Below are 21,794 nucleotides of genomic sequence, written 5' to 3' on the forward strand. Positions count from 1 at the left end.
TTCTGATGCTAAACCTCACGCTACGCCAACTCCGCTATTTCGACGCCTTGGCGCGTCACAGTCATTTCGGCCGCGCGGCTGAGTCCTGTTCGATCTCGCAGCCTGCCCTGTCGATGCAGATCAAGGAGCTGGAGGAGGCGCTCGGCGGGCTGCTGCTGGAGCGCAGCGCCCGGCAGGTGGCGCTGACCCGATTTGGCGAGGAGCTCGCGCAGCGCGTCCGCGACATCTTGCGCTCGGTCGACGAACTCGGCGATTTCGCCCGCGCCTCGCAGGACCGGTTCTCCGGACGGCTGCGCATCGGCATGATTCCGACGATAGCGCCCTATCTGCTGCCGACAATCACCAAGAATCTGACGCGCATGCATCCGGAGCTCGACATCCGCGTGCGCGAGACGATGACACCGCGGCTGATCCAGGAACTGGTGGAAGGCCGGCTAGATACCGCCATCGTTGCGTTGCCGGTGTCCGAGCCCTCGCTCACCGAGGTCGCCCTGTTCGAGGAAAAATTCCTGCTGGTGCGGCCGAGCGCCGATGAGGGAACGCCGGCACCATCGCGGGAGATGATGCGCGAGATGCGGCTGCTGTTGCTCGAAGAGGGGCACTGCTTCCGCGATCAGGCGCTGTCATTCTGCAACATGCAATCGGCGCCGCCGCGCGAGATGCTGGATGCCAATTCGCTGTCGACGCTGGTCCAGATGGTCAGCGCCGGCATCGGCGTCACCTTGATCCCGGAGATGGCCGTGTCGGTGGAGACGCGATCGGCCTCGGTCTCGCTCGCGCGCTTCCGCGACCCGCAGCCGTCGCGCACCATCGGCATGGTCTGGCGCAAGACCAGCCCGCTGGCGCGGCAACTCCTGCAAATCTCCGAAGTGGTGTGCCTGTCGGCGGGCAAGGTGCGCGCACGTCCATCCGTGCGCAGCAAGCCGATTTGAGGCCTCGATGTCGCATCCCCTCATCCGCCCGGCCCGCACGGACGAATACGACGAGATCGGCCGTGTCTGGATGGAGAGCTGGGTCTCGACCGGGCTCGGCGAGGCGAGCGAGTTTCTGCTGGCAAACCTGCGTGCACGCATCCGGCGCGAGATCGAGGACGGCTGGAGCCTGTTCGTTGCCGACGACAACGGCACGATCGCCGCGATGCTGGCGCTGCATTTGCCAAAACTCTATCTCGACATGCTGTTCGTCGCACCCGCCTATCAAAGCCAATCGCTCGGCCGCCAATTGCTCGCCTTCACGCGCACGCAAATGCCGGATGAGATGTCTCTGCGCTGCGTCCGCGAGAACGAAAAAGCCTGGCGCTGGTACGAGCGCGAGGGCTTTGTGTTCGAGAAGCAAGAGGTCGAGCCGTCGAACGGGTTCATGATGAAGTATTATCGGTGGCGGCGGCAGCGGCCCGCCGGATAGGCAGTGGTCGCCTGGTGCAGCTTGCGGTTGTCACGGTTCCAATTTACTGTGGCGTATCCGCCGTCCTCCTGCCCCTGATCTCCCGGAATCGATGTTTCGAATTGCTGTCTCGCTGATCGCGTTGCTGTCCCTGCTCACTGCGGCAGCCGCGCAGACCCCTCCCGCAACCACCGCGCCTCCCGCTCAGACGGCGGCGCCGGCCAAGAAGGCAGTGAAGAAGGCGGCGCCGAAGGCCAAACCGGCTGCACAACAGCCAGTCGGGGCGGAGAGCGGCCCCTGTCAGATCGGTGTCATTTCCGCGATCGGAGACCAGTTGTCGGTGCAACATGTCGGCCTCACGATGCTCGGAAACGAGTACATGGAGGCGCCGATCGAGACGTGGGGTATCGATGATCTGTTCGTCGCGAGGGTTCGCGCCGCGGCGCCCGGCACCGCTGTCCGAAAGATCGCTTACGCAAGCGGAGCCTTCAAGCCTTACTATCATCCGGAAGCGAAACTGTTCCGCAATGACCGCGACGACCTGACGGCGCTGGTGCGGCAGATCGCCGGAACTGCAAATTGCGAGCGTTACGTCGTAGCCACGAAAGCCCGCGTTTCGGTTGATGGCACCAATCAATCAATCGAGGGCCTCGGGGTCTACAAGAATTGGGCGAGCCCTTCCGGGCGCGGCGTCGTGGTTTCCTATTTCCGCATCAACGTTTTTGACGGACGGACTTTCGACATCCATCGGGCGCCTACCCGCAGCTTCGGCGATGTGATTGCTTCGAGCTTCTCCAACAAGAACGACAATATGCAAATCCTCAACAATCTCGAATTTCCCAAAACTCCGGAACAGGTGACCAGCAGTGCATTGCTGCGTGACAGCACACGCAGCCTGCTCACGGCCCAGTTGGACAGGTATCTACCCGCATACATCAAGGGCGAGTAAGCGCCTTTGCCGAGGGGGCGCGACAAAGGCTATCGCTCGTCCGCTTCCTGCGGCTGGGCTGCATTTGAGGTCATGGCCCGGCTGCTCGTGGTGGTGGCTGTCGTGTGGTGCTTTTCGACATCTGCTTGGGCGCAGACCAAATCGGGACCACCAGGGACGGAGACGGCAGGATCAGCCGTCAAGCCAGCCAACGGCAAGACAACCACGCGGACGGCCAAGCCTGCTCCCGTGGTCGGCGGCCCATGCGACTTCGGTGTGGTCGTCACCACCGGCGATGAGTTCACCGTGTTGACGACCGGCCTGACCGTATTTCAGAACAAGAAGACGGTCGTCCCGATCCCGGGCTGGGGACTCAATGAACTGATCTTCGCGCGGACTCGCGCCGCGATCCCTGCCGGCGTGTCCGTTCTGAGAATCCCTATAACCCGGCGAAATTTCCTCCCCGCGATGAGTCCAAAGACACATTGAAGGACAGGTTGTTCCGCGATCTCAATGCGGAGCTGGCCCAATACATGCGCGAGGTCGTGAAAGGAACGAATTGCCGGCACTACATCCAGATCCTCAATTCAATCAGCCCTTTCGGGTCATCCAACTATACGGTCCGCGGCTTCGGCATCCTCAACCATGATGTGGTGCTCGGGCGTCGCATCTATCTCTACGCCCTGGCGTTTGTCCGCATCTTCGATGGGCGCGACTTTTCCGTTGTCGGACAGAGCTCTGCGCTGATCAACACGCATCATTCCCTTAGGGTGCAGAGGCTTCTGGGCGTGCAAATCGGCGGCCCCTATCGCGAACTACCCGCAGAATCGTTTCCAACCCGCCCTGAAGGTGCCGCCAACAATCCCGCACTGCGCGACGGCGTGCGCGCCATGCTGACGGAAAGCCTCGACAAGACGCTGCCGCTGCTGATCGGGGTTCAACGAGCGGCGCGCAACAGCGACGCGCGCTGATCGACACATTCTTCGCAGCAGGAACTGGTCTCGATTGTTGAGAAATCGTTGGCACGTCGCTTGCGCGCCATTGCCCACTCCACGAGAGCTAATCCTGCGCTTTCAAATCGTCCGGCCGCGGCATCAGGACGGTGTTGTAGCCGGAATCGACATAGTGGATCTCGCCGGTGACGCCGCCGGAGAGATCCGACAACAGATACAGCGCCGAGCCGCCGAGTTCGTCGAGCGTGACGCCGCGGCGGAGCGGCGAATGTTTTTGCATGAAGGCGAACATCGCGCGCGCCTCGCCGATGCCGGAGCCGGCGAGCGTGCGGATGGGGCCTGCGGAGATCGCGTTGACGCGGATGCCGCGCGGTCCGAAATCCGAGGCGAGATACCGCACCGAGGCTTCCAGTGCCGCCTTGGCCACGCCCATCACGTTGTAGTTCGGCATCGCGCGTTCCGAGGCGCCGAAGGTCAGCGTGATCATGCTGCCGCCCTCCGTCATCAGCTCGGCGGCGCGTTTTGCCACTTCCGTGAAGGAGAAGCAGGAGATCACCATCGTGCGCGAAAAATTCTCGCGGCTGGTGTCGGCGTAGCGGCCCTTGAGCTCGTTCTTGTCGGCGAAGCCGATCGCGTGGATCACGAAATCGAGCTTGCCCCATTTTTCGCGCAAGGCCGTGAATGTGGCGTCGACGCTGGCGATGTCCTCGACGTCGCAGGGCAGCACCATGTCGACGCCAAGTTGCTCCGCCAGCGGCTTGACGCGCTTGCCCAGTGCTTCGCCCTGAAAGGTGAAGGCAAGCTCGGCGCCATGGGCATGCAGCGTCTTCGCCATGCCCCAGGCGATCGAATGATCATTGGCGATGCCCATGATCAGACCGCGCTTGCCTTTCATCAAACCTTCCATTGCCTGATAGCTCCCTTTATTCCGGCGTCATCGCCCGCCTTGTGCGCACTTGCGCACTGGGCAGGCGATCCAGTATTTCAAGGCGATTACTGCAAATCGAGAAGTTGCGGCGTGCTGGATGCCCGCCCCCCGTGCGCAATTGCGCACTAGGCGGGGCATGACAGCGTGCCAAAATTACGCATCCAGGCGGCTGAACACCAGCGTGGCGTTGGTGCCGCCGAAGCCGAAGGAGTTCGACAGGACGGTGCCGATTTTGACGTTGTCGATGCGCTTGCGCACGATCGGCATGTCCGCGAACACGGGGTCGAGTTCCTGGATGTGCGCGCTCTCGCAGATGAAACCATTGTTCATCATCAGTAGCGAATAGATCGCTTCCTGCACGCCGGTTGCGCCCAGCGAGTGGCCGGTCAGCGCCTTGGTCGCCGAGATCGGCGGGCACTTCTCGCCGCTTCCGAACACCCTGCGGAGCGCGTCGATCTCCGGCGGATCGCCGGCCGGCGTCGATGTCGCGTGCGGATTGATGTAGTCGACCTTGGTCTTCACGGTCGACATCGCCATGCGCATGCAGCGCTCGGCGCCCTCGCCTGATGGTGCGACCATGTCGTAGCCGTCGGACGTCGCGCCATAGCCGACGATCTCGCCGTAAATGCGCGCGCCGCGCGCCTTGGCATGCTCGAGCTCTTCCAGCACCAGCACGCCGGCGCCGCCGGCAATCACGAAGCCGTCGCGGTTGACGTCGTAGGGACGCGAGGCCGTGGCGGGCGTGTCGTTGTACTTCGAGGACATCGCGCCCATCGCGTCGAACAAAACCGACAGCGACCAGTCCAGCTCCTCGCAGCCGCCGGCGAAGATGACGTCCTGCTTGCCGATCTGGATCGTCTCATAGGCATTGCCGACGCAATGGTTCGACGTGGCGCAGGCCGACGAGATCGAATAGTTCACGCCCTTGATCTTGAACCAGGTCGCAAGCGTTGCGGAGGCCGTGGAGGACATCGCCTTCGGCACTGCAAACGGCCCGACGCGCTTCGGTCCCTTGGTGCGGGTGATGTCGGCGGCTTCGACGATGGTGCGCGCCGACGGGCCGCCGGAGCCCATGATAATGCCGGTGCGAATGTTGGAAATTTCGTCAGGCGAAAGACCGGAATCCTGGATCGCCTGTTCCATCGCGACGTGATTCCACGCCGCGCCCTGACCGAGGAAACGCATGGCGCGACGGTCGACCACCGTCGAAGGATCGAGCGTCGGCGCACCTTGCACCTGCGAACGGAAGCCGAGCTCGGCATATTTCTCAGCCCGCGAAATGCCCGACTTCGCCTCGTGAAGGCTCGCAAGCACTTCCTGGGTGTTGTTTCCGATGGAGGAGACAATGCCCATCCCGGTGACCACAACCCGCCTCATGACAGCCTCGCCTCAATCGTTGTCTTCGTGGTGATGCGCTCAGCCCAGGCTCGTGCCCTGCTTGAACAGGCCGACCTTCAAATCCTTCGCGCGATAGATAATCTGGTCATCGACCGAAAGCCATCCGTCGGCGATACCGAGCACCAGCTTTGAACGCATCACGCGCTTGATATCGATGTTGTACACAACCTTGCGGGCCTCCGGCAGCACCTGACCGCTGAACTTCAGCTCGTTCAGGCCAAGCGCACGACCACGACCTTCACCGCCACTCCAGCCCAGATAAAAGCCGACCATTTGCCACAGCGCATCGAGCCCGAGGCAGCCGGGCATCACCGGATCGTTCTTGAAGTGGCAGCCGAAAAACCAGAGGTCGGGCTTCACGTCGAGCTCGGCGCGCACCACCCCCTTGCCGAATTCACCGCCGGTCTCGCTGATGTCCGTAATGCGGTCGAACATAAGCATCGGTGGCAGCGGCAATTGCGCATTGCCAGGGCCGAACATCTCGCCGCGGGCACATGCCAGCAGATCTTCATATTCGTAACCGTTGCGCCTGTTCAGCATGCGGAAGCCTTTGTGTTCTAACCCCGACTGAGCGGCGTTTCCGGCGAAAATGGGCCCCATCCTGTTCGAAAAGCAACATCTGTTGCCATTGTCAGACGAGAATACCGAAGGACCCCGGATGGATAGCGAGCGGCCCTCAATGCCGGGTCGCGCCAAAATCGGTTAAGCGGAACCGCGGGCTCTCTAACACAGGCCATTTCGGGTAGCAAAGCGCTCTCATGAAGGTAAAATGACGGGCCGCCAGGCCGGTTCCCTCGCTAATTAGAACCAGTCTAGTTGCGAGAAACTTGCATCTGCATCTATCTCTCCATATATGTTGCAGATCACAGTGTTCACGCGTGCCCGAAGCTGGAAATGAACGAAAATAACGCGCCCCATCGCGACGAAGAGGCCCATGCGGCGGCTCTTATGTCCGGCCGCCAGCCGGCTTTGACCGGGTGCCCGTGGCACGACGTCAACGAAATGCTCCAGTCCGCAGGGCTTCGCCCGACGCGCCAGCGCATGGCGCTCGGCTGGCTCTTGTTCGGCAAGGGTGCACGGCACCTCACGGCTGAAATGCTCTACGAGGAAGCGACGCTGGCCAAGGTGCCGGTCTCGCTGGCAACCGTCTACAACACGCTGAACCAGCTCACCGATGCCGGTCTGCTGCGTCAGGTCAGCGTCGACGGCACCAAGACCTATTTCGACACCAACGTCACGACTCACCATCACTACTATCTCGAAAACAGCCACGAGCTGGTCGACATCGAGGATCCGCATCTGGCGCTGTCCAAGATGCCTGAGGTACCGGCGGGTTACGAGATCGCCCGCATCGACATGGTCGTGCGGCTGCGCAAGAAGCGCTGAGCTCTATCCTGAACTGCTGATTTGATCGTCATGGCCGGGCTTGTCCCGGCCATCCACGTTCTTGCGTCAGGCATGACGGTAGAGCAACAGCTCCGCTCCCGCGCGACGTCAGTTCACCTGCTCGTCCGAGTAGACGCCCCAGAGGCGCTCCTGCTGGATCCAGCCGTCAAAGCCGTTACCGCTGACGCGGCACCAGTTTGCGCTGCACTTCTTCACCTGCGTGACGACGCCGGCCTGGAGCCTGGCCGCAACCGCGCTGTCGGGGTCGGCGCGATCGTAGATGGGCGCGAGTTCGTCCTTGTGCTTCATGGTGACGACAGCGGTACGGCGGCCCGACAGCAGCGAGTGATAGACCCAGCCCTCGGCACCCTCGGAATCTCGGACCCGGCGCCAGTTCTCGAACTCGGCCGTGATTTCGACCGGCAGGCCGGAACGGGTGTAGACCCAGGCGACGTCATTGTCCTTGGTCGGGCCGGCGCGGACGTTGACGTGATCCGATTTCAGGCTGACGTAGCGCGGCACCGGGAGCCCCGAGGCCGTCTGGGGTGTGCTGTCCTTTGCCGAATGCCCGGGACTGACCGAAGCGCTCAACCAGGTGCAAACGAGCGCCATCACCGAACAAAAACGCCCCAACGCCATCAACCCGTCTCCTGTCGAAGGTCCGGCCGAGCCGGGCCCTCGCCCCAAAATTCCAAAACCAGGCCGCTGCCGCCCCTGACCCGCCCCACGCGGGTGTTCCCGAGCCCTTTACCCGTGGTTCTTGTCTTGGCCCGGCCTTCTGCTAGAGAGGACGGACATCTGAACAACCGGTTTGTCCCGATTTCCGGCCGGAAATGTCGGGAGAGCTTGAAGGAAACGCCGGGGACGACACGGCAAGCGCAGTGTCGAACAACCGGGTTAATGAGGCCTCAACGGCCGGCCTTTGGCGACAGAGGCGGCTCGCAACGCCTCATGAGGGCAGGACATGTCGGTGAAGAAAAAGCCCCTCGTCGTCGTGACGCGCAAGCTTCCGGACTCGATCGAGACCCGGATGCGCGAGCTGTTCGACGCGCGGATCAATCTCGACGACGCGCCGATGTCGGCCGAGCAGATCGCGGAAGCCGCCCGCACCGCGGACGTGCTGGTCCCGACCGTGACCGATCACATCTCCGCCGACATCGTCAACCAGCCCGACTGCAGGCTGAAACTGATCGCGAATTTCGGCAACGGCGTCGACAACATCGATGTCGAGGCCGCGCATGCCCGCGGCATCACCGTCACCAACACGCCCAAAGTTTTGACCGAAGACACCGCCGACATGACCATGGCGCTGATCCTCGCCGTGCCCAGGCGGATGATTGAAGGCGCCTCGATCCTGACGGAGGGAAAACCCTGGCCCGGCTGGTCGCCGACCTGGATGCTCGGCCATCGCATCGGCGGAAAGCGCCTCGGCATCATCGGCATGGGGCGTATCGGCCAGGCGGTCGCACGCCGCGCCCGCGCCTTCGGCTTGCAGATCCACTACCACAACCGCCGGCCGGTGGCGCCGAAGATCGCCGAAGAGCTGGGCGCGACCTATTGGGAAAGCCTCGACCAGATGCTGGCGCGGATGGACATCATCTCAGTGAATTGTCCGCACACGCCGGCGACCTACCATCTGCTGTCGGCGCGCCGGCTGAAGCTCATTCGCAAGGACGCCTACATCGTCAACACCGCGCGCGGCGGGGTCACCGACGAGGACACGCTGATCAAGCTGATCGAAGGCGGGGAGATCGGCGGCGCCGGCCTCGACGTCTACGAGCACGAGCCCGCGGTGAACCCGAAGCTGGTGCGGCTCGCCAAGGCCGGCAAGGTGACGTTGCTGCCGCATATGGGCTCGGCCACGATCGAGGGTCGCGTCGAGATGGGCGAGAAGGTGATCATCAACATCCGCACCTTCCTCGACGCCCACAAGCCGCCGGATCGCGTGCTGCCGAGCATGCTCTGAGTCAACTTACTGCGCGATAAGCTCTCCTGCCTCATCCTGAGGAACGCGGAACGCGCGTCTCGAAGGATGGCCGCGGGCGAAGTGGGGCCTGCATGGTTCGAGACGGCGCTTCGCGCCTCCTCACCATGAGGGTCTAGGGTCGCGGCGTTTCGCGCTTGCGCCAGTCGGCAACGAAATCGATGAAGGCCCGCAGCGCCGGCGGCGTCTGGCGTCGGCTTGGATAGTACAGGAACGGGCCCGGAAACGGCTCGCACCAGTCTTCGAGCAGCCTGACCAGCGCGCCCGACTTCAGGGCTTCGCCGACATAACCATCAAGCGTCGCCCAGACACCGGCGCCGTCGAGCGCGGCGCGCATCGAGAGGCCCATGTTGGTCGAGATCAGCTTTGCCGGCGGATCGACTTTCACCAGCTGGCCGGCCTTCTCGAACTCCAGATCATGCATGACACCGCTGGAGTAGCGGGCGCGGATGCAATCATGGTCGAGCAGATCCTTCGGATGCTCAGGCTTGCCGCGGCGCGCGAGATAATCGGGCGAAGCGACCACGACATAGCTCTGCGGACCGCTGAGCGAGATCGCGACCATGTCCTGCGCGAGATGCTCGCCATAGCGCACGCCGGCATCGAAGCCCGCGCTGACGATATCGACGAACCCGCTCTCGGAGACGATGTCGAGGTCGACCTGCGGATAGGCCTGAAGGAACGGCCCGATCATCGGCGCCAGCACGAGATCGACCGCAGGCGGCGGCGCGTTGATGCGCAGCCGGCCCGAGGCCACTTCGCGCAGGCCGCGGACTTGATCGAGGGCATCGCCGACATCGCGCAGCGCCGGCGCCACGCGCGACAGCAGCAGCTCGCCCGCCTCGGTCAGAGCGACGCTGCGGGTGGTGCGGTTCATCAGGCGGACGCCGAGGCGCTCTTCGAGGTCCCGCAATCGTTGGCTAAGGCTCGACACCGACACGCGAATTTCGACCGCCGCGCGCCGGAAATTGCGGGTGCGGGCGACCGCCACGAAGACGTCGAGATCACGCAGGTCGGGCTCAGCCATTGTTCGCCAATGTGAACAAGCCATTCTCGATTGTCCAGCTTATCGGCGCAATCGATCAGGCGCATATCAGGCCTCGTCACGCGGCGCAGTCAGCGCCTTTTCGAGGAGAGCCATCATGGAACAGCGCAAACTCGGTTCAACCGGTCCCACCGTCTCCGCTCTCGGTCTCGGCTGCATGGGCATGTCCGAGGTCTACGGCCCCGCCGATCGCGGCGAGAGCATCGCCACGATCCACGCGGCGCTGGATGCCGGCATCACCCTGGTCGACACCGGCGATTTCTACGCCATGGGCCACAATGAAATGCTGGTGCGCGAAGCGCTCAAGGACGTGCCGCGCGAGAAGGTGCAGATCAGCGTCAAGTTCGGTGCGCTGCGCGGTCCTGCCGGCGAATTCACCGGCATGGACACGAGGCCGGCCGCAACGAGGAACTTCCTGGCCTATTCACTGCAGCGGCTCGGCACCGATTACATCGACATCTACCGCCCGGCGCGGCTCGATCCCAACATCCCGATCGAGGAGACCATCGGCGGCATCGCCGATCTCGTGAAGGCCGGCTACGTCAAACATATCGGCCTGTCTGAGGTTGGCTCCGACACCATCCGCCGCGCGCATGCCGTGCACCCGATCGCCGATCTCCAGATCGAATATTCGCTGATCGAACGCGGCATCGAGCGCGACATCCTGACGACCTGCCGCGAGCTCGGCGTCGGCATCACGGCTTACGGCGTGTTGGCACGCGGCCTGATCAGCGGCCATTGGTCGAAGGACTCCGGCAAGACAGGCAAGGACTACCGGCTGATGACGCCGCGCTTTCAGGGATCGAATCTCGATGCCAATCTCGCGCTGGTGGAGCAGCTGCGCGCCATCGCCGCCGAGATTGGCGCGACGCCGGCACAAGTCGCGATCGCCTGGGTGGCGGCGCAAGGGAAGGAGATCGTGCCGCTGGTCGGCGCCCGCACCCGCAACCGCCTCACCGAAGCACTCGGCGCGGCCGAGGTTACGCTGACGCCGGCTCATCTCGCGCTGCTGGCAAAGGCCTTCCCGCCCGATGTCGCAGCCGGTACGCGTTACGCGGCCGAGCAGATGGCACATCTCGACAGCGAGAAGCCGGCCACGATTTAACGGCTGCAATCAGGTGCGATGGGCACTCAAATCGGTCACGACCGGCCCATCGCCATTGAGCGGATTGGCCGGATCGCGCGCGTAACGCAGCGTCTCGAAGCGCATCGCGCGCGCATCGATCATCAGGAGACGGCCAACCAGGCCGTCGCCAAAGCCGACGATCTCGCGGATCGCCTCCAGCGCCATCATGGAGCCCATCACGCCCGCCAGCGCACCCATGACGCCGGCTTCGGCGCAGGCCGGCACGGTCCCGGGCGGTGGCGCCTCCGGGAACAGGCAGCGATAGGTCGGATTGAATTCGCCCTGCTCGTTCTTCTCATGCGCGCGGATGGTGGTGAGCGAGCCATCGAAGGTGCCGAGCGCCGCCGTGATCAGCGGCCTCTTGGCGAAGAAGCAGGCGTCCGAGGCCAGATAGCGGGTCGAGAAATTGTCGGAGCCGTCGAGCACGAGGTCATAGTCGCCGATCAGCGCCAGCGCATTGTCGGCATTGAGCCAGGTGGCGTGACCTACGAAGCGGACATGCGGATTGAGCGCCGAGATCCGTTCGGCCGCGCTCTCGACCTTGTGCCGGCCGATATCGGGCGTGGTGTGAATCACCTGCCGCTGGAGGTTCGACAGCGACACCACATCGTCATCGACCACGCCGAGCGTACCGATGCCGGCGGCCGCCAGATACATCAACGCGGGCGCACCGAGCCCGCCGGCCCCGATCACCAGCACGGAGGCCCGCTTCAGCGCTGCCTGGCCGGGACCACCGACATCGCGCAGCACGATATGGCGGGCATAACGTTCGAGTTCGTCCGGGCTCAGCATCGTTATCCTTCGTCCTCTCAACCCTCATGGTGAGGAGCGCGGAACGCGCGTCTCGAACCATGCAGGCCCCGATATCGCCCGGAGCCATCCTTCGAGACGCGGCCTTGAGGCCGCTCCTCAGGATGAGGGCCTGAGTCCGTGGCCTCTATCGCCGGTCTGAACCACCGCAACATTGTTCGCGACCAACGAGATGTGCTTCAATGGCATCGCATTCAATGGGCTGGCTGGATTTGTCATGAGATCGATGCTTGCGGCAACACTGATGTTTGCGGCTGCGACAGGCGCACACGCCCAGATGACGACACCGCAGATTCCCGGCACCAAGCCGAAGCCGGTCCAGACCGTTCCGATCCGGCCTCCTGCTTTGCAGACGCCGGCTGCGACGGCCGATGCCATGGCGCAGGCGGAGCGGTTGTCGCTGCAGTCCGACCTCGCCTGGGTCGGCCAATATAACGGCGCCATCACCGGCGACGTCAGCGCGCGCCTGGTCGAGGCGATCAAGGAGTATCAGAAGGTGAAGGGCGGCAAGCCGACCGGCGTGCTCAATCCGCAGGAACGCGCCGCGCTCGCCGAGACAGCGCGCCGCAAACAGGAGAGCGTCGGCTGGAAGATTGTGACGGAGATGACCAGCGGCGCGCGGCTCGGCATTCCCTCAAAACTGGTGCCGCAGCAGGCGACCGACGCCAACGGCTCGAAATGGACCTCTCCCACCGGAACGGTGCAGGTGCTGCTCAGCCGCCGCAAGGAGGCGAACCCGACCACAGCCAAGCTTGCCGAAGCGGAGAAGAAGGAGCCGGGTCGCAAGGTCGACTACACCGTGGTGAAGCCCGACTTCTTCGTGCTGTCGGGTCTGCAGGGTCTGAAGAAATTTTACATGCGCGGCACCTCCAGGGGTGATGAAGTCCGCATCATGACGATCCTCTACGATCAGGCGACCGAGAACACGGTCGAGCCGGTCGTCATCGCGATGTCGAGCGCCTTCAACGCGTTTCCGTCGGGGCCCCAAGCCGGGCCGCCGCCGCGCAAGACCGTCGAATACGGCACCGGCATCGTCGTCAGCGACGACGGCGCGATCCTCACCGACCGCCTCGTCACCGATTCCTGTCTCGCGATCACGGTCGCCGGCTATGGCAGCGCCGACCGTCTCGCCGAGGACAAGGAGCACGATCTGGCGCTGCTGCACATCTACGGCGCACGCGGCCTGAAGCCGTTCAGCCTCGGCAGCGGCGCGGCAAAGACGAGTGTCGATGTCGTCGGCATCGCTGATCCGCAGAGCCAGGGCGGCGCGGCCGGTGTGTCGACCCTCAAGGCAGCGCTGGCATCTATCGGCGGCGATTCCGCGCTCTCACCGCCACCGGCCGTTGGATTTTCCGGCAGCGCCGCCATCGACGGCGACGGCAAGTTCGCCGGCATCGCGTTGTTGAAGCCGGCGATGGTTGCGGGCGCCGCGACATCGGTACCGGCGTCGCAGGCGGTGATGGTCTCCGCGGAGACGGTGCGCGATTTCCTGAAGACGAACGGTGTCGCGGCGAACGGCATCTCGACGGATGCGAAAGCCGCCGTCGTGCGCGTGATCTGCGTGCGGAAGTAAGCTCGCCGAAGGTGCGCAACCTCTCCACAAGCGGAAGAGCTGACCCAGCGCGCCATTAGCTCAGCCTGAACCTGATACCGCCCTTCGCGAGGCCACCCGAGATCCCGACCGGCGTGCCGTCCGCACGCCAGCAAGCGGCGCCACTCATGGTACCGTCGTCGTGGAAGGCGATACCGTTCATGCCGCCGGCGACTGTCGCGACGGGCTGCACCTTGTGGCCGAGGCTCTCGAGTTTCGCGCGCACGCTCTCCGGCACCTTCTGCTCGACCTCGAGCGCATTGCCCTCGGTCCAGACCCGCGGAGCCTCGACGGCTTCCTGCAAGCTCATGCCGTGGTCGACTAGATTCACCAGCGCCTGCATCGCGCTCGGAAAGATTCGTTTTCCCCCGGGCAGGCCGAGCGCATAGCGCAGCTTTCCGTCACGCAGCGCCATCATCGGCGACATCGAGGTCGTCACCCGCTTGCCCGACGCCAGCGACAGGGCGTGGCCTGGCCGCGGATCGAACAGGTTCATGTAATTGTTGGCGATGGCGCCGAGGCCCGGGATCATGATCTTGGCGCCGAACAGATTGTTGATGGTCTGCGTGGTCGCAACCACGTTGCCGAACGCATCGGCCGCCGTCACGTGCGTGGTGTGCGCGCCTTCAAGCTGCGACACGCCGGCGCCCCAGCTCTGCGCCCGCGCCGGATCGATCGCAGCGCGGCGTTCCTCGGCATAAGCCTTCGAGGTCAGCCGCTCCACGGGGACCCCGACATAATCAGGATCGCCGCTGGCCGCAGCGCGATCGGCGAAGGCGATCTTCAGGACCTCGGCGAGATAGTGGATGGTCTCGGGCGTAGCGAAGCCGAGGCCTTCGATGTCGTAGCCTTCCAGGATGTTCAGCATCTGCGCGATATGCACGCCGGAGGCCGCAGGCGGCGGCGGGCCAAAGATGGTCCAGCCGCGGTAATCGGCGCGGATCGGCTGCCGTTCGACGGTCTTGTAGCTGGTGAGATCGTTGCGCCGGATGAAGCCGCTGGCCTTTTCCATGTAATTGACCAGGATGTCGCCAAGCGGGCCCTCGTAGAGCGCGATCTCGCCGTGATCGGCGATGTAGCGGAGCGTCTCGGCATATTCTGATTGCACCACGCGTTCACCGACCTTCAACGGCTCTCCATCAGGCAAGTAAATCGCCGCGATCGGCTTGTCCTTGCGCATCTCGGCGGCGCTCTCGCTGATGCATTCGTGCAGATAGGGTGTCGCCGCGTAGCCGCGCGCGGCGTGCTTGATCGCGGGCTGCATGACGTCGGCGAGGCTCATGGTGCCGAAGCGGCGCAGCGTCTCGCACCAGGCTTTCAGCGAACCCGGTGTAGCGACCGCCTTTGGGCCGTTGAGATTTTCATTGCCGACGGTGTCGAACACGTCATGCGCCGAGCCCGGCGTGGAGGTGTAGCTGGTGTCAAGCACCGCCGCGGGAACGGTGCTCTGCCCGTCGATGAAACGGTGGCTGCCGTCGGCGAGCCGGATGTGCGCTATGCCACCGCCGATGATGCCGACCATCATCGGCTCGACCACGGTCAGCGTGAAAAGGGTCGCGATCGCGGCGTCGATGGCGTTGCCGCCGGCGGCCAGCATCTCCGCGCCGGCGCTGGAGGCCAGGGGGTGATTGCTGACCACCATGCCGCGGCTCGATACCGCAGGCATCTTCTGGCATTCGAAATTCGTCGTCGTCCGATCGCGCCAGTTTCCGCCCATACCGCTTGTCCTTTTATTCACGACGGCAAGCACAGCACACGTACGAGTACGGGTCCAGTAATGCTACGGATTCGCTGCCATTTCCGATTGCGCCATCATCGTGACTGCTGATTCGGACCTCCGCGATCTCCTTTGGATCGGGCCGGCACGTCCTGAGCGAGAAGAGCTCAGCATCGAGATCGATGCACGTTCGCGTGGCGTTTCCCTGACCCGAGCACTCCAAAGGATTGATCTTCCATGCACACGATCGCACTGGCCACCCAAAAGGGCGGCAGCGGCAAGAGCACGCTCGCCATCGGCCTCGCGCTGGCAGCCAAGCAGGCCGGCTTCACCGTTCGCCTGATCGAAACCGACCCGCAGGGCACACTGTCCAACTGGCAGCGCCGCCGCACTACAGATGATCTCGTCGTCGAGCCGATCTATCACGCCGCCGACATCGAGCCGCGCCTGAAGATGCTGGCCGACAGCGGCCTGCAGCTCGCGATCGTCGATACCGCCGCCGGCCTCAGCGCCGCGACCACCGCCGCGATCCGCCATTCCGACCTCTGCCTGATCCCGGCCCGCCCGAGCGTCGCCGACATTGAAGCCACCGTCTCCACGCTCAGCGTCGCGCGTGCCTGGAAGCGGCCCTACAGCTTCGTGCTGAACCAAACGCCGATCCGCGGCCAGCGCATCGACAATGCCGCCAACAGCCTCGCCGAGGAAGCAGCCCTCGATCTCGCCGAGGTGCTCGCGCGTCCGCTGATCGTGATGCGCAACGACCACCAGGACTCGCTCGCGAGTGGCCTTGCTGTGAGTGAATTCGCGCCGAACGGCAAATCGACCGAGGAGATCCGCGGCCTCTGGCATTGGATCGAGACCCGGCTCGAGCTCGCCGCCACCACCAACGTCTTGATCGACCAGGTCATCGCGGCCGCGGACGGCATGTTGCACGTCGCCGCCGAGCTTGCGGCCGACGAGACCACGACACTGGCGTCCTGAGCGGGGCAATCGCTCAGACGCCAGCCGGCCCTTCGCCATCCGGAAGGGCCTTTAGCGACGAAGCAATCCGGCCACCAGCCCGGCCGGATTGCTTCGCTTCGCGTTTTTGGGAAACTCTATCGCCGCCATCATTGCGAGGAGCCCTTGCGACGAAGCAATCCAAGCTGTTTCGTCGGCAAGATTCTGGATTGCTTCGCTGCACTCGCAATGACCGTCGTGGTGGGCTCGTCAGCCTCGCAGAAGCTTACGGCCTCTCGGTTACGAGCCTAATTTTCACTTCTGACATTTCGAACACCAGAACGTCGACCGGCCGTTCTGCGTAAACCGCTTGACGGTGCCGCCGCAGCGCGGCGTCGTGCATTTCTCGCCCTCGCGGTCATAGACCTTGAACGAGTGCTGGAAATAGCCGAGCTCGCCCGAGGTCTGGCGATGATCGCGCAAGCTGGAGCCGCCGGCCTTGATGGCGTCGTTCAGCACGGTATGGATCGCGCCGACCAGTCGCTTCGCATGGTCGGTGGTCTCGCCCTTCTTGGTCGACAGCGTCGCGGCGATCCGGCGCGGCGACAGATGCGAGCGATGCAAGGCTTCGCAGACATAGATATTGCCGAGCCCGGCGACCACGCGCTGATCGAGCAGCGCGGCTTTCAGGCTCGTGGTCTTGCCGGCGCAGGACCGCGCCAGCATCGCTGCGTCGAATTCGTTGCCGAGCGGCTCGGGGCCGAGCCCGCGCAGCAGCGGCTCCTCGTCGAGCGCACTGCGCGCGATCACTTTCATGTAACCGAAGCGGCGCGGGTCGTTGAAGATGATGTCGGCGCCGGAGGACATCCGAAACAGCACGTGATCGTGCGTGGAGTCCTTGGCCTTCGGATAGTGAAACTCGCCGGGCGCTACCTCGTTGTCCGGCTTGATGACACGAAACGAGCCCGACATGCCCAGATGCATCAACAGCACGTCGCCGGAGGCGAGATCGGCCATGAGATATTTTGCACGGCGGCCGAGCCCCGTGACGACCTGCCCCTTCAGTCGGGCCACGAAGTCGGGCTGGAAGGGAAAGCGCAAATCGGGCCTGCGGGCCTCCGCGACCAGGATTTTCGCACCCTCCATGACAGGCTGAAGGCCGCGGCGGACGGTCTCGACTTCGGGCAATTCGGGCATGGTCAGGCATTCACCTTATGAGGGCGGTGTGATAGCGCCATTGCGGCGGGCGCGCTATGGTCCGCCTCGTGGAGTAGAGTAATGGATCGGCCGGGCGAAACCACGCATTTTGGCTTCAGGGACGTTCCCCTGGGCGACAAGCAGACGCTGGTGAACGACGTGTTTCACAGCGTGGCGTCGCGCTATGATTTGATGAACGATTTGATGTCCGGTGGCCTGCACCGGGTCTGGAAGGACATCATGATCACCGCGCTCGACCCGCCCAGAGGCGACCGGCCGTTCGCGCTGCTCGACGTCGCCGGCGGCACGGGCGACATCTCGTTCCGCGCCGCCAAGGCCGCAGGCGCGGGCTTCCATGCCACCGTCTGCGACATCAATTCCGGGATGCTGGAGGTCGGCCGCGAGCGCGCCGCAAAGCGGCATCTCGAGACCCAGGTCGATTTCGTCGAGGGCAATGCCGAAGCGCTCGCTTTCGCCGACCGCAGCTTCGACGCATATACGATCGCTTTCGGCATTCGCAACGTGCCGCGGATCGACCTTGCGCTGGCCGAGGCCTATCGCGTGCTCAAGCCAGGCAGCCGCTTCCTCTGTCTGGAATTCTCCACCGTCGAGATGCCCGGACTCGATCGTCTTTATGACCTGTTCTCGTTCAAGGTGATCCCGCCGCTCGGCCGCATGATCACGGGTGACGCCGAGTCCTACCAATATCTGGTCGAGTCGATCCGCAAGTTCCCAAGACCCAACGCCTTCGCCGACATGATCCGCGACGCCGGCTTCGCCCGCGTGAACTGGCAGATATTGTCCGGCGGCATCGTCGCACTGCATTCGGGCTGGCGTTTGTGATCTCTGCTATAACCCATAGTGCGCGCCTGATGCGCGCCGCGTTCGTATTCGCGCGCGAGGGCGTGTTCGGCGCCGTCGATCCGAGTCTGGTACCGCCGCACGGACAGCTCGCGCTGAAACTTGCGCGCATCATCGAGCGGCGCGGTCCGAAACAGGGCCCGCGGCTGTCGCGCGCGCTGACCCGGATGGGCCCGGCCTATCTCAAGCTCGGACAATTTCTGGCGACTCGCCCCGATGTGGTCGGCGTCATCATGGCGCGCGACCTCGAAAGCCTCCAGGACCGCCTGCCGCCGTTCTCGCAAGCCGAAGCGGAAGCTGCGATCTCGACCTCGCTGGAACGGCCGCTGACCGATGTGTTCGCGAGCCTCAGTGCGCCGGTCGCGGCCGCCTCGATCGCACAGGTGCATCGCGGCGAAGTCCTGCGCGACGGCATCCGCAAGGCGGTCGCCGTGAAAGTGCTGCGCCCCAACGTGGCCGCTCGCTTCCGCCGCGACCTCTCCGACTTCTTCTTCGTCGCATACAGGGCCGAATCCTATTCGTCCGAGGCGCGGCGCCTGCGCCTGATCGAAGTCATCAACACCATGTCGCGCTCGGTCGCGATGGAGATGGACCTGCGCCTCGAGGCCGCGGCGTTGTCGGAGATGGCGGAGAACACGCGCGACGATCCTGATTTCCGCGTACCGACCGTGGACTGGGACCGTACGACGCACAACGTGCTGACGATGGAGTGGATCGACGGCATCGCGCTGAACGACCACAAGCGCCTGGCCGAGTCGCAGGTCGACCTGCCCGATCTCGGCCGCAAGGTGATTCAGAGCTTCCTGCGCCACGCGTTGCGCGACGGCTTCTTCCACGCCGACATGCATCCAGGCAATCTGTTCCTGGACGACGCGGGTCGCCTTGTCGCGGTTGATTTCGGCATCATGGGCCGGCTCGGCATGAAGGAGCGGCGCTTCCTCGCCGAAATCCTGCTCGGCTTCATCACCCGCGACTATCGTCGTGTCGCGGAAGTGCATTTCGAGGCCGGCTATGTGCCCGCACATCACTCGGTCGAGAACTTCGCGCAAGCGATCCGTGCCATCGGCGAGCCCATTCACAACCGCACGGCGGAAGAGATCTCGATGGCGCGGCTGCTGACGCTGCTGCTCGAGGTTACCGGCCTGTTTGACATGACCACGCGGCCCGAGCTGATCCTGCTGCAGAAGACCATGGTGGTGGTCGAAGGCGTGGCACGCGGCTTCGATCCCAAGCTCGACATCTGGAAGGTCGCTGACCCCGTGGTGCGGGAATGGATCGAGCGCAATCTCGGCCCGATCGGCCGGGTCCAGGGCGCGATCTCCGGCACCGGCGATCTCGCGCGCATCCTGATGCGTCTGCCTGATATCGCCGAGCGCTCGGTTGCTGTGCTCGAACAGCTGGAGACCATGACCCGGGAGGGCATCCGGCTGTCGCCGGAGAGCATCGCGGCGATGGGCCGCAGCGAGGGCCGCAAGAACCGTTGGCGCACCGTGGCGCTCTGGATCATCGCCGCGACCTTCATCGGCATCCTGATCGCGGTCCGGAATCTCTGATTGCAGTGCAATCATGCGAATGATAGCATCGCTATCATTTCGCGCCGGAGAGTGCCATGGCAAGTCTGACCATCCGCAAGCTCGACGAGAACGTCAAAACCTTCCTCCGCCTGCGCTCGGCCAAGAACCGCAGGTCGGTCGAGGAAGAGGTCCGGGTCATCCTCGGGGAGCTGATCGAAGGCCGCGAGGAGCCCCTGACGCCGTTCACGGCGCCGCCCGCGGCCTCGGCCACCCCGCAGCCTCAACGCACCGGCGCCGCTCCAGAAGCCAGCGTCACCCTGATCATCGGCGGCGGGATCGCGGCCTACAAATCGCTCGACCTGATCCGAAGGCTCAAGGAGCGGCGGATCGAGGTGCGTTGCGTGCTGACCAAGGCGGCGCAGCAATTCGTCACGGCGCTGGCCGTGAGCGCGCTCTCGCATGAGCGCGTCTACACCGACCTGTTCGATCCCCAGAGCGAGTTCGACGCCGGTCATATCCGCCTCGCGCGCGAGTGCGACCTGATCGTGGTGGCGCCCGCGACCGCCGATTTGATGGCCAAGATCGCCAACGGCCATGCCGACGATCTCGCCAGCGCCATTCTGCTCGCGACCAACCGCAAGGTCCTGCTCGCGCCGGCGATGAATCCGCTGATGTGGAACAACGCGGCGACGCGGCGCAACGTCGCGCAGCTTCAGCGCGACGGCGTGATGCTGATCGGGCCGAATTCCGGCGAGATGGCGGAAGCAGGTGAAGCCGGTATCGGCCGCATGTCCGAGGCGATCGAAATTGCGGCCGCCGCCGAGCGCCTGCTGCGGCCGCCAGTGCCGCGCCCCCTCGCCGGCAAGCGCGTGCTGATCACGGCGGGTCCGACCCACGAGCCGATCGATCCGGTGCGCTACATCGCCAACCGATCCTCCGGCAAGCAGGGCTTTGCGATCGCTGCCGCCGCACAAGCCGCAGGCGCCGAGGTGATCCTGGTCAGCGGCCCGGTCGAGCTTCGCGATCCCCAGGGCGTGACGGTCAAGCATGTGGAATCGGCACGGCAGATGCTGGAGCAGGTGCAGGCCGCGCTCCCCGCTGACATCGCGATCTTCGCCGCCGCCGTCGCCGACTGGCGGGTCGTAAACGAAGGGGAGCAGAAGCTGAAGAAGACTGCGGCCGGTATGCCGCCGCTCCAGCTGGTCGAGAACCCCGATATCCTCGCGACGATCTCGAAACTGACCGACAAGCGGCCGCCGCTGGTGATCGGCTTTGCCGCCGAGACCGAGCACCTCATCGACAACGCCAAGTCGAAGCTTGCCCGCAAGGGCTGCGACTGGATTGTCGCCAACGACGTCTCCCCCGCAACCGGCGTCATGGGCGGGGACCGCAACACCGTGCACCTCATCAGTCGCAAGAGCGGTGAGAAGAACGATGAGAAGGATGGCGGGATTGCAGTTGATTCCTGGCCGGCGATGACCAAGGAACAGGTCGCCATTGAACTGGTCGCGCACATCGCAACGAGCGTGACCGGCAAATCCTTGAACGACAAATCCCGGGAGCCCGCATCTTGAGCACCAAAGTCACCGTCGAACTGCAACGCCTGCCCCATGCGGAGGGGCTGCCGCTGCCGGCCTATCAGACCAATGATGCCGCTGGTCTCGACCTGATGGCGGCGGTGGCCGAGAACGAGCCGCTGACGCTCGCGCCCGGCCAATACGCGCTGGTGCCGACGGGCCTCGCGATCGCGTTGCCGCCCGGCTACGAGGCGCAGGTGCGGCCGCGCTCGGGGCTAGCGGCCAAGCACGGCGTCACCGTGCTGAACTCGCCGGGCACGATCGACGCGGACTATCGCGGCGAGATCAAGGTGATCCTGATCAATCACGGCCAGACCGCCTTCGTGGTCAAGCGCGGCGAGCGCATCGCGCAGATGGTGATCGCGCCAATGGTGCAGGCCGCGCTGGTTCCCGTGGCGACCCTGTCCGCGACCGACCGCGGCGCCGGCGGATTCGGCTCGACCGGTCGCTAGCCGAG

General features: G+C 64.4%; 22 protein-coding genes. 14 read left to right on the plus strand and 8 right to left on the minus strand.

Features of this window, described 5'->3' with window-relative positions; all coding sequences use genetic code 11:
* Positions 1-5 precede the first annotated feature (5 nt).
* The 5 genes from BRA1417_RS0103900 to BRA1417_RS39490 all read left to right on the plus strand — a co-directional run bounded on the left by BRA1417_RS0103900 (position 6) and on the right by BRA1417_RS39490 (position 3,282).
* Positions 6-932 carry a hydrogen peroxide-inducible genes activator gene (locus BRA1417_RS0103900; protein WP_027514694.1) on the plus strand — a complete coding sequence of 309 codons (927 nt, stop codon included), beginning with the start codon at positions 6-8 and terminating at the stop codon, positions 930-932.
* A gap of 7 nt (positions 933-939) precedes the next feature.
* Positions 940-1,404: a GNAT family N-acetyltransferase gene (locus tag BRA1417_RS0103905; RefSeq protein ID WP_027514695.1), complete on the plus strand. Its 465-nt coding sequence runs from the start codon at positions 940-942 to the stop codon at positions 1,402-1,404.
* Between the two features lie 211 nt (positions 1,405-1,615).
* Positions 1,616-2,332 carry a hypothetical protein gene (locus tag BRA1417_RS0103910; protein ID WP_245286137.1) on the plus strand — a complete coding sequence of 239 codons (717 nt, stop codon included), beginning with the start codon at positions 1,616-1,618 and terminating at the stop codon, positions 2,330-2,332.
* A 72-nt stretch (positions 2,333-2,404) separates the two neighbouring features.
* On the plus strand, positions 2,405-2,800 hold the full coding sequence (locus BRA1417_RS45275) for a hypothetical protein (RefSeq protein ID WP_245286138.1): 396 nt from the start codon (positions 2,405-2,407) through the stop codon (positions 2,798-2,800).
* A gap of 8 nt (positions 2,801-2,808) precedes the next feature.
* The gene (locus BRA1417_RS39490; protein ID WP_245286139.1) at positions 2,809-3,282 is read left to right on the plus strand and encodes a hypothetical protein; all 474 of its coding nucleotides are present in this window, start codon (positions 2,809-2,811) and stop codon (positions 3,280-3,282) included.
* A gap of 88 nt (positions 3,283-3,370) precedes the next feature.
* Here BRA1417_RS39490 and fabI read toward each other — a convergent pair whose 3' ends face one another.
* From fabI to fabA, 3 genes are all read right to left on the minus strand, one after another.
* Positions 3,371-4,171 carry an enoyl-ACP reductase FabI gene (gene fabI, locus BRA1417_RS0103920; protein WP_027514697.1) on the minus strand — a complete coding sequence of 267 codons (801 nt, stop codon included), beginning with the start codon at positions 4,169-4,171 and terminating at the stop codon, positions 3,371-3,373.
* A gap of 174 nt (positions 4,172-4,345) precedes the next feature.
* Positions 4,346-5,569, minus strand: coding sequence for a beta-ketoacyl-ACP synthase I (gene fabB / locus BRA1417_RS0103925; protein WP_026233025.1), 1,224 nt, complete (start codon positions 5,567-5,569; stop codon positions 4,346-4,348).
* Between the two features lie 39 nt (positions 5,570-5,608).
* Positions 5,609-6,130, minus strand: a complete 522-nt coding sequence (fabA, locus tag BRA1417_RS0103930; RefSeq protein WP_007603915.1) for a bifunctional 3-hydroxydecanoyl-ACP dehydratase/trans-2-decenoyl-ACP isomerase — start codon at positions 6,128-6,130, stop codon at positions 5,609-5,611.
* Between the two features lie 354 nt (positions 6,131-6,484).
* Here fabA and irrA point away from each other — a divergent pair, with 354 nt between their 5' ends.
* Positions 6,485-6,976: an iron response transcriptional regulator IrrA gene (irrA, locus tag BRA1417_RS0103935; protein ID WP_018455787.1), complete on the plus strand. Its 492-nt coding sequence runs from the start codon at positions 6,485-6,487 to the stop codon at positions 6,974-6,976.
* Positions 6,977-7,084: 108 nt separating this feature from the next.
* Here the strand turns inward: irrA and BRA1417_RS0103940 are convergent, their stop codons facing one another.
* Positions 7,085-7,615, minus strand: a complete 531-nt coding sequence (locus BRA1417_RS0103940; protein WP_007603917.1) for an SH3 domain-containing protein — start codon at positions 7,613-7,615, stop codon at positions 7,085-7,087.
* A 325-nt stretch (positions 7,616-7,940) separates the two neighbouring features.
* Between BRA1417_RS0103940 and BRA1417_RS0103945 the strand changes: the two genes are divergently transcribed.
* Positions 7,941-8,942 (plus strand): D-glycerate dehydrogenase, encoded by a 1,002-nt coding sequence (locus tag BRA1417_RS0103945; protein ID WP_027514698.1) that lies wholly within the window; start codon positions 7,941-7,943, stop codon positions 8,940-8,942.
* 133 nt (positions 8,943-9,075) lie between these two features.
* Here the strand turns inward: BRA1417_RS0103945 and BRA1417_RS0103950 are convergent, their stop codons facing one another.
* The gene (locus BRA1417_RS0103950) at positions 9,076-9,987 is read right to left on the minus strand and encodes a LysR family transcriptional regulator (RefSeq protein WP_027514699.1); all 912 of its coding nucleotides are present in this window, start codon (positions 9,985-9,987) and stop codon (positions 9,076-9,078) included.
* A 115-nt stretch (positions 9,988-10,102) separates the two neighbouring features.
* Here BRA1417_RS0103950 and BRA1417_RS0103955 point away from each other — a divergent pair, with 115 nt between their 5' ends.
* Positions 10,103-11,110, plus strand: a complete 1,008-nt coding sequence (locus BRA1417_RS0103955) for an aldo/keto reductase (protein WP_027514700.1) — start codon at positions 10,103-10,105, stop codon at positions 11,108-11,110.
* A 9-nt stretch (positions 11,111-11,119) separates the two neighbouring features.
* On the opposite strand, the gene BRA1417_RS0103960 is transcribed toward BRA1417_RS0103955, so the two are convergent.
* Complete coding sequence (locus BRA1417_RS0103960; RefSeq protein ID WP_027514701.1) at positions 11,120-11,923, minus strand: molybdopterin-synthase adenylyltransferase MoeB; 804 nt, start codon at positions 11,921-11,923, stop codon at positions 11,120-11,122.
* Positions 11,924-12,158: 235 nt separating this feature from the next.
* Here BRA1417_RS0103960 and BRA1417_RS0103965 point away from each other — a divergent pair, with 235 nt between their 5' ends.
* Positions 12,159-13,514 carry a serine protease gene (locus tag BRA1417_RS0103965; protein ID WP_027514702.1) on the plus strand — a complete coding sequence of 452 codons (1,356 nt, stop codon included), beginning with the start codon at positions 12,159-12,161 and terminating at the stop codon, positions 13,512-13,514.
* Positions 13,515-13,569: 55 nt separating this feature from the next.
* Here BRA1417_RS0103965 and ggt read toward each other — a convergent pair whose 3' ends face one another.
* Complete coding sequence (gene ggt / locus BRA1417_RS0103970; protein ID WP_027514703.1) at positions 13,570-15,249, minus strand: gamma-glutamyltransferase; 1,680 nt, start codon at positions 15,247-15,249, stop codon at positions 13,570-13,572.
* Positions 15,250-15,486: 237 nt separating this feature from the next.
* Here ggt and BRA1417_RS0103975 point away from each other — a divergent pair, with 237 nt between their 5' ends.
* On the plus strand, positions 15,487-16,230 hold the full coding sequence (locus BRA1417_RS0103975; protein ID WP_027514704.1) for a ParA family protein: 744 nt from the start codon (positions 15,487-15,489) through the stop codon (positions 16,228-16,230).
* Positions 16,231-16,503: 273 nt separating this feature from the next.
* On the opposite strand, the gene mutM is transcribed toward BRA1417_RS0103975, so the two are convergent.
* Positions 16,504-17,385 (minus strand): bifunctional DNA-formamidopyrimidine glycosylase/DNA-(apurinic or apyrimidinic site) lyase, encoded by an 882-nt coding sequence (gene mutM, locus BRA1417_RS0103980; RefSeq protein WP_027514705.1) that lies wholly within the window; start codon positions 17,383-17,385, stop codon positions 16,504-16,506.
* Between the two features lie 81 nt (positions 17,386-17,466).
* On the opposite strand from mutM, the gene ubiE reads away from it, so the two are divergent.
* From ubiE to dut, 4 genes are read left to right on the plus strand one after another with little or no spacing between them, the layout of a single operon-like run.
* A complete protein-coding gene (gene ubiE, locus BRA1417_RS0103985) occupies positions 17,467-18,228 on the plus strand; it encodes a bifunctional demethylmenaquinone methyltransferase/2-methoxy-6-polyprenyl-1,4-benzoquinol methylase UbiE (protein WP_027514706.1) in 762 nt (253 codons plus the stop codon).
* Positions 18,225-19,799 carry a 2-polyprenylphenol 6-hydroxylase gene (gene ubiB / locus BRA1417_RS0103990; protein WP_027514707.1) on the plus strand — a complete coding sequence of 525 codons (1,575 nt, stop codon included), beginning with the start codon at positions 18,225-18,227 and terminating at the stop codon, positions 19,797-19,799. Before ubiE ends, ubiB begins: the two co-directional genes overlap by 4 nt.
* A 56-nt stretch (positions 19,800-19,855) precedes the next feature.
* Positions 19,856-21,334, plus strand: coding sequence for a bifunctional phosphopantothenoylcysteine decarboxylase/phosphopantothenate--cysteine ligase CoaBC (coaBC, locus tag BRA1417_RS0103995; protein WP_027514708.1), 1,479 nt, complete (start codon positions 19,856-19,858; stop codon positions 21,332-21,334).
* A complete protein-coding gene (gene dut, locus BRA1417_RS0104000) occupies positions 21,331-21,789 on the plus strand; it encodes a dUTP diphosphatase (RefSeq protein WP_027514709.1) in 459 nt (152 codons plus the stop codon). Before coaBC ends, dut begins: the two co-directional genes overlap by 4 nt.
* The last annotated feature ends 5 nt before the right edge of the window (positions 21,790-21,794 follow it).

The organism is Bradyrhizobium sp. WSM1417, from assembly GCF_000515415.1.
In the GTDB taxonomy this organism is placed as follows: domain Bacteria; phylum Pseudomonadota; class Alphaproteobacteria; order Rhizobiales; family Xanthobacteraceae; genus Bradyrhizobium.

What these genes read in the sequence shown, in the direction of transcription:
- BRA1417_RS0103900 (WP_027514694.1), top strand. Translation starts at nt 6, where the DNA reads ATGCTAAACCTCACGCTACGCCAACTCCGCTATTTCGACGCCTTGGCG.
- BRA1417_RS0103905 (WP_027514695.1), top strand. Translation starts at nt 940, where the DNA reads ATGTCGCATCCCCTCATCCGCCCGGCCCGCACGGACGAATACGACGAG.
- BRA1417_RS45275 (WP_245286138.1), top strand. Translation starts at nt 2,405, where the DNA reads ATGGCCCGGCTGCTCGTGGTGGTGGCTGTCGTGTGGTGCTTTTCGACA.
- fabI (WP_027514697.1), bottom strand. Translation starts at nt 4,171, where the DNA reads ATGGAAGGTTTGATGAAAGGCAAGCGCGGTCTGATCATGGGCATCGCC.
- fabB (WP_026233025.1), bottom strand. Translation starts at nt 5,569, where the DNA reads ATGAGGCGGGTTGTGGTCACCGGGATGGGCATTGTCTCCTCCATCGGA.
- fabA (WP_007603915.1), bottom strand. Translation starts at nt 6,130, where the DNA reads ATGCTGAACAGGCGCAACGGTTACGAATATGAAGATCTGCTGGCATGT.
- irrA (WP_018455787.1), top strand. Translation starts at nt 6,485, where the DNA reads ATGAACGAAAATAACGCGCCCCATCGCGACGAAGAGGCCCATGCGGCG.
- BRA1417_RS0103940 (WP_007603917.1), bottom strand. Translation starts at nt 7,615, where the DNA reads ATGGCGTTGGGGCGTTTTTGTTCGGTGATGGCGCTCGTTTGCACCTGG.
- BRA1417_RS0103945 (WP_027514698.1), top strand. Translation starts at nt 7,941, where the DNA reads ATGTCGGTGAAGAAAAAGCCCCTCGTCGTCGTGACGCGCAAGCTTCCG.
- BRA1417_RS0103950 (WP_027514699.1), bottom strand. Translation starts at nt 9,987, where the DNA reads ATGGCTGAGCCCGACCTGCGTGATCTCGACGTCTTCGTGGCGGTCGCC.
- BRA1417_RS0103955 (WP_027514700.1), top strand. Translation starts at nt 10,103, where the DNA reads ATGGAACAGCGCAAACTCGGTTCAACCGGTCCCACCGTCTCCGCTCTC.
- BRA1417_RS0103960 (WP_027514701.1), bottom strand. Translation starts at nt 11,923, where the DNA reads ATGCTGAGCCCGGACGAACTCGAACGTTATGCCCGCCATATCGTGCTG.
- BRA1417_RS0103965 (WP_027514702.1), top strand. Translation starts at nt 12,159, where the DNA reads ATGAGATCGATGCTTGCGGCAACACTGATGTTTGCGGCTGCGACAGGC.
- ggt (WP_027514703.1), bottom strand. Translation starts at nt 15,249, where the DNA reads ATGGGCGGAAACTGGCGCGATCGGACGACGACGAATTTCGAATGCCAG.
- BRA1417_RS0103975 (WP_027514704.1), top strand. Translation starts at nt 15,487, where the DNA reads ATGCACACGATCGCACTGGCCACCCAAAAGGGCGGCAGCGGCAAGAGC.
- mutM (WP_027514705.1), bottom strand. Translation starts at nt 17,385, where the DNA reads ATGCCCGAATTGCCCGAAGTCGAGACCGTCCGCCGCGGCCTTCAGCCT.
- ubiE (WP_027514706.1), top strand. Translation starts at nt 17,467, where the DNA reads ATGGATCGGCCGGGCGAAACCACGCATTTTGGCTTCAGGGACGTTCCC.
- coaBC (WP_027514708.1), top strand. Translation starts at nt 19,856, where the DNA reads ATGGCAAGTCTGACCATCCGCAAGCTCGACGAGAACGTCAAAACCTTC.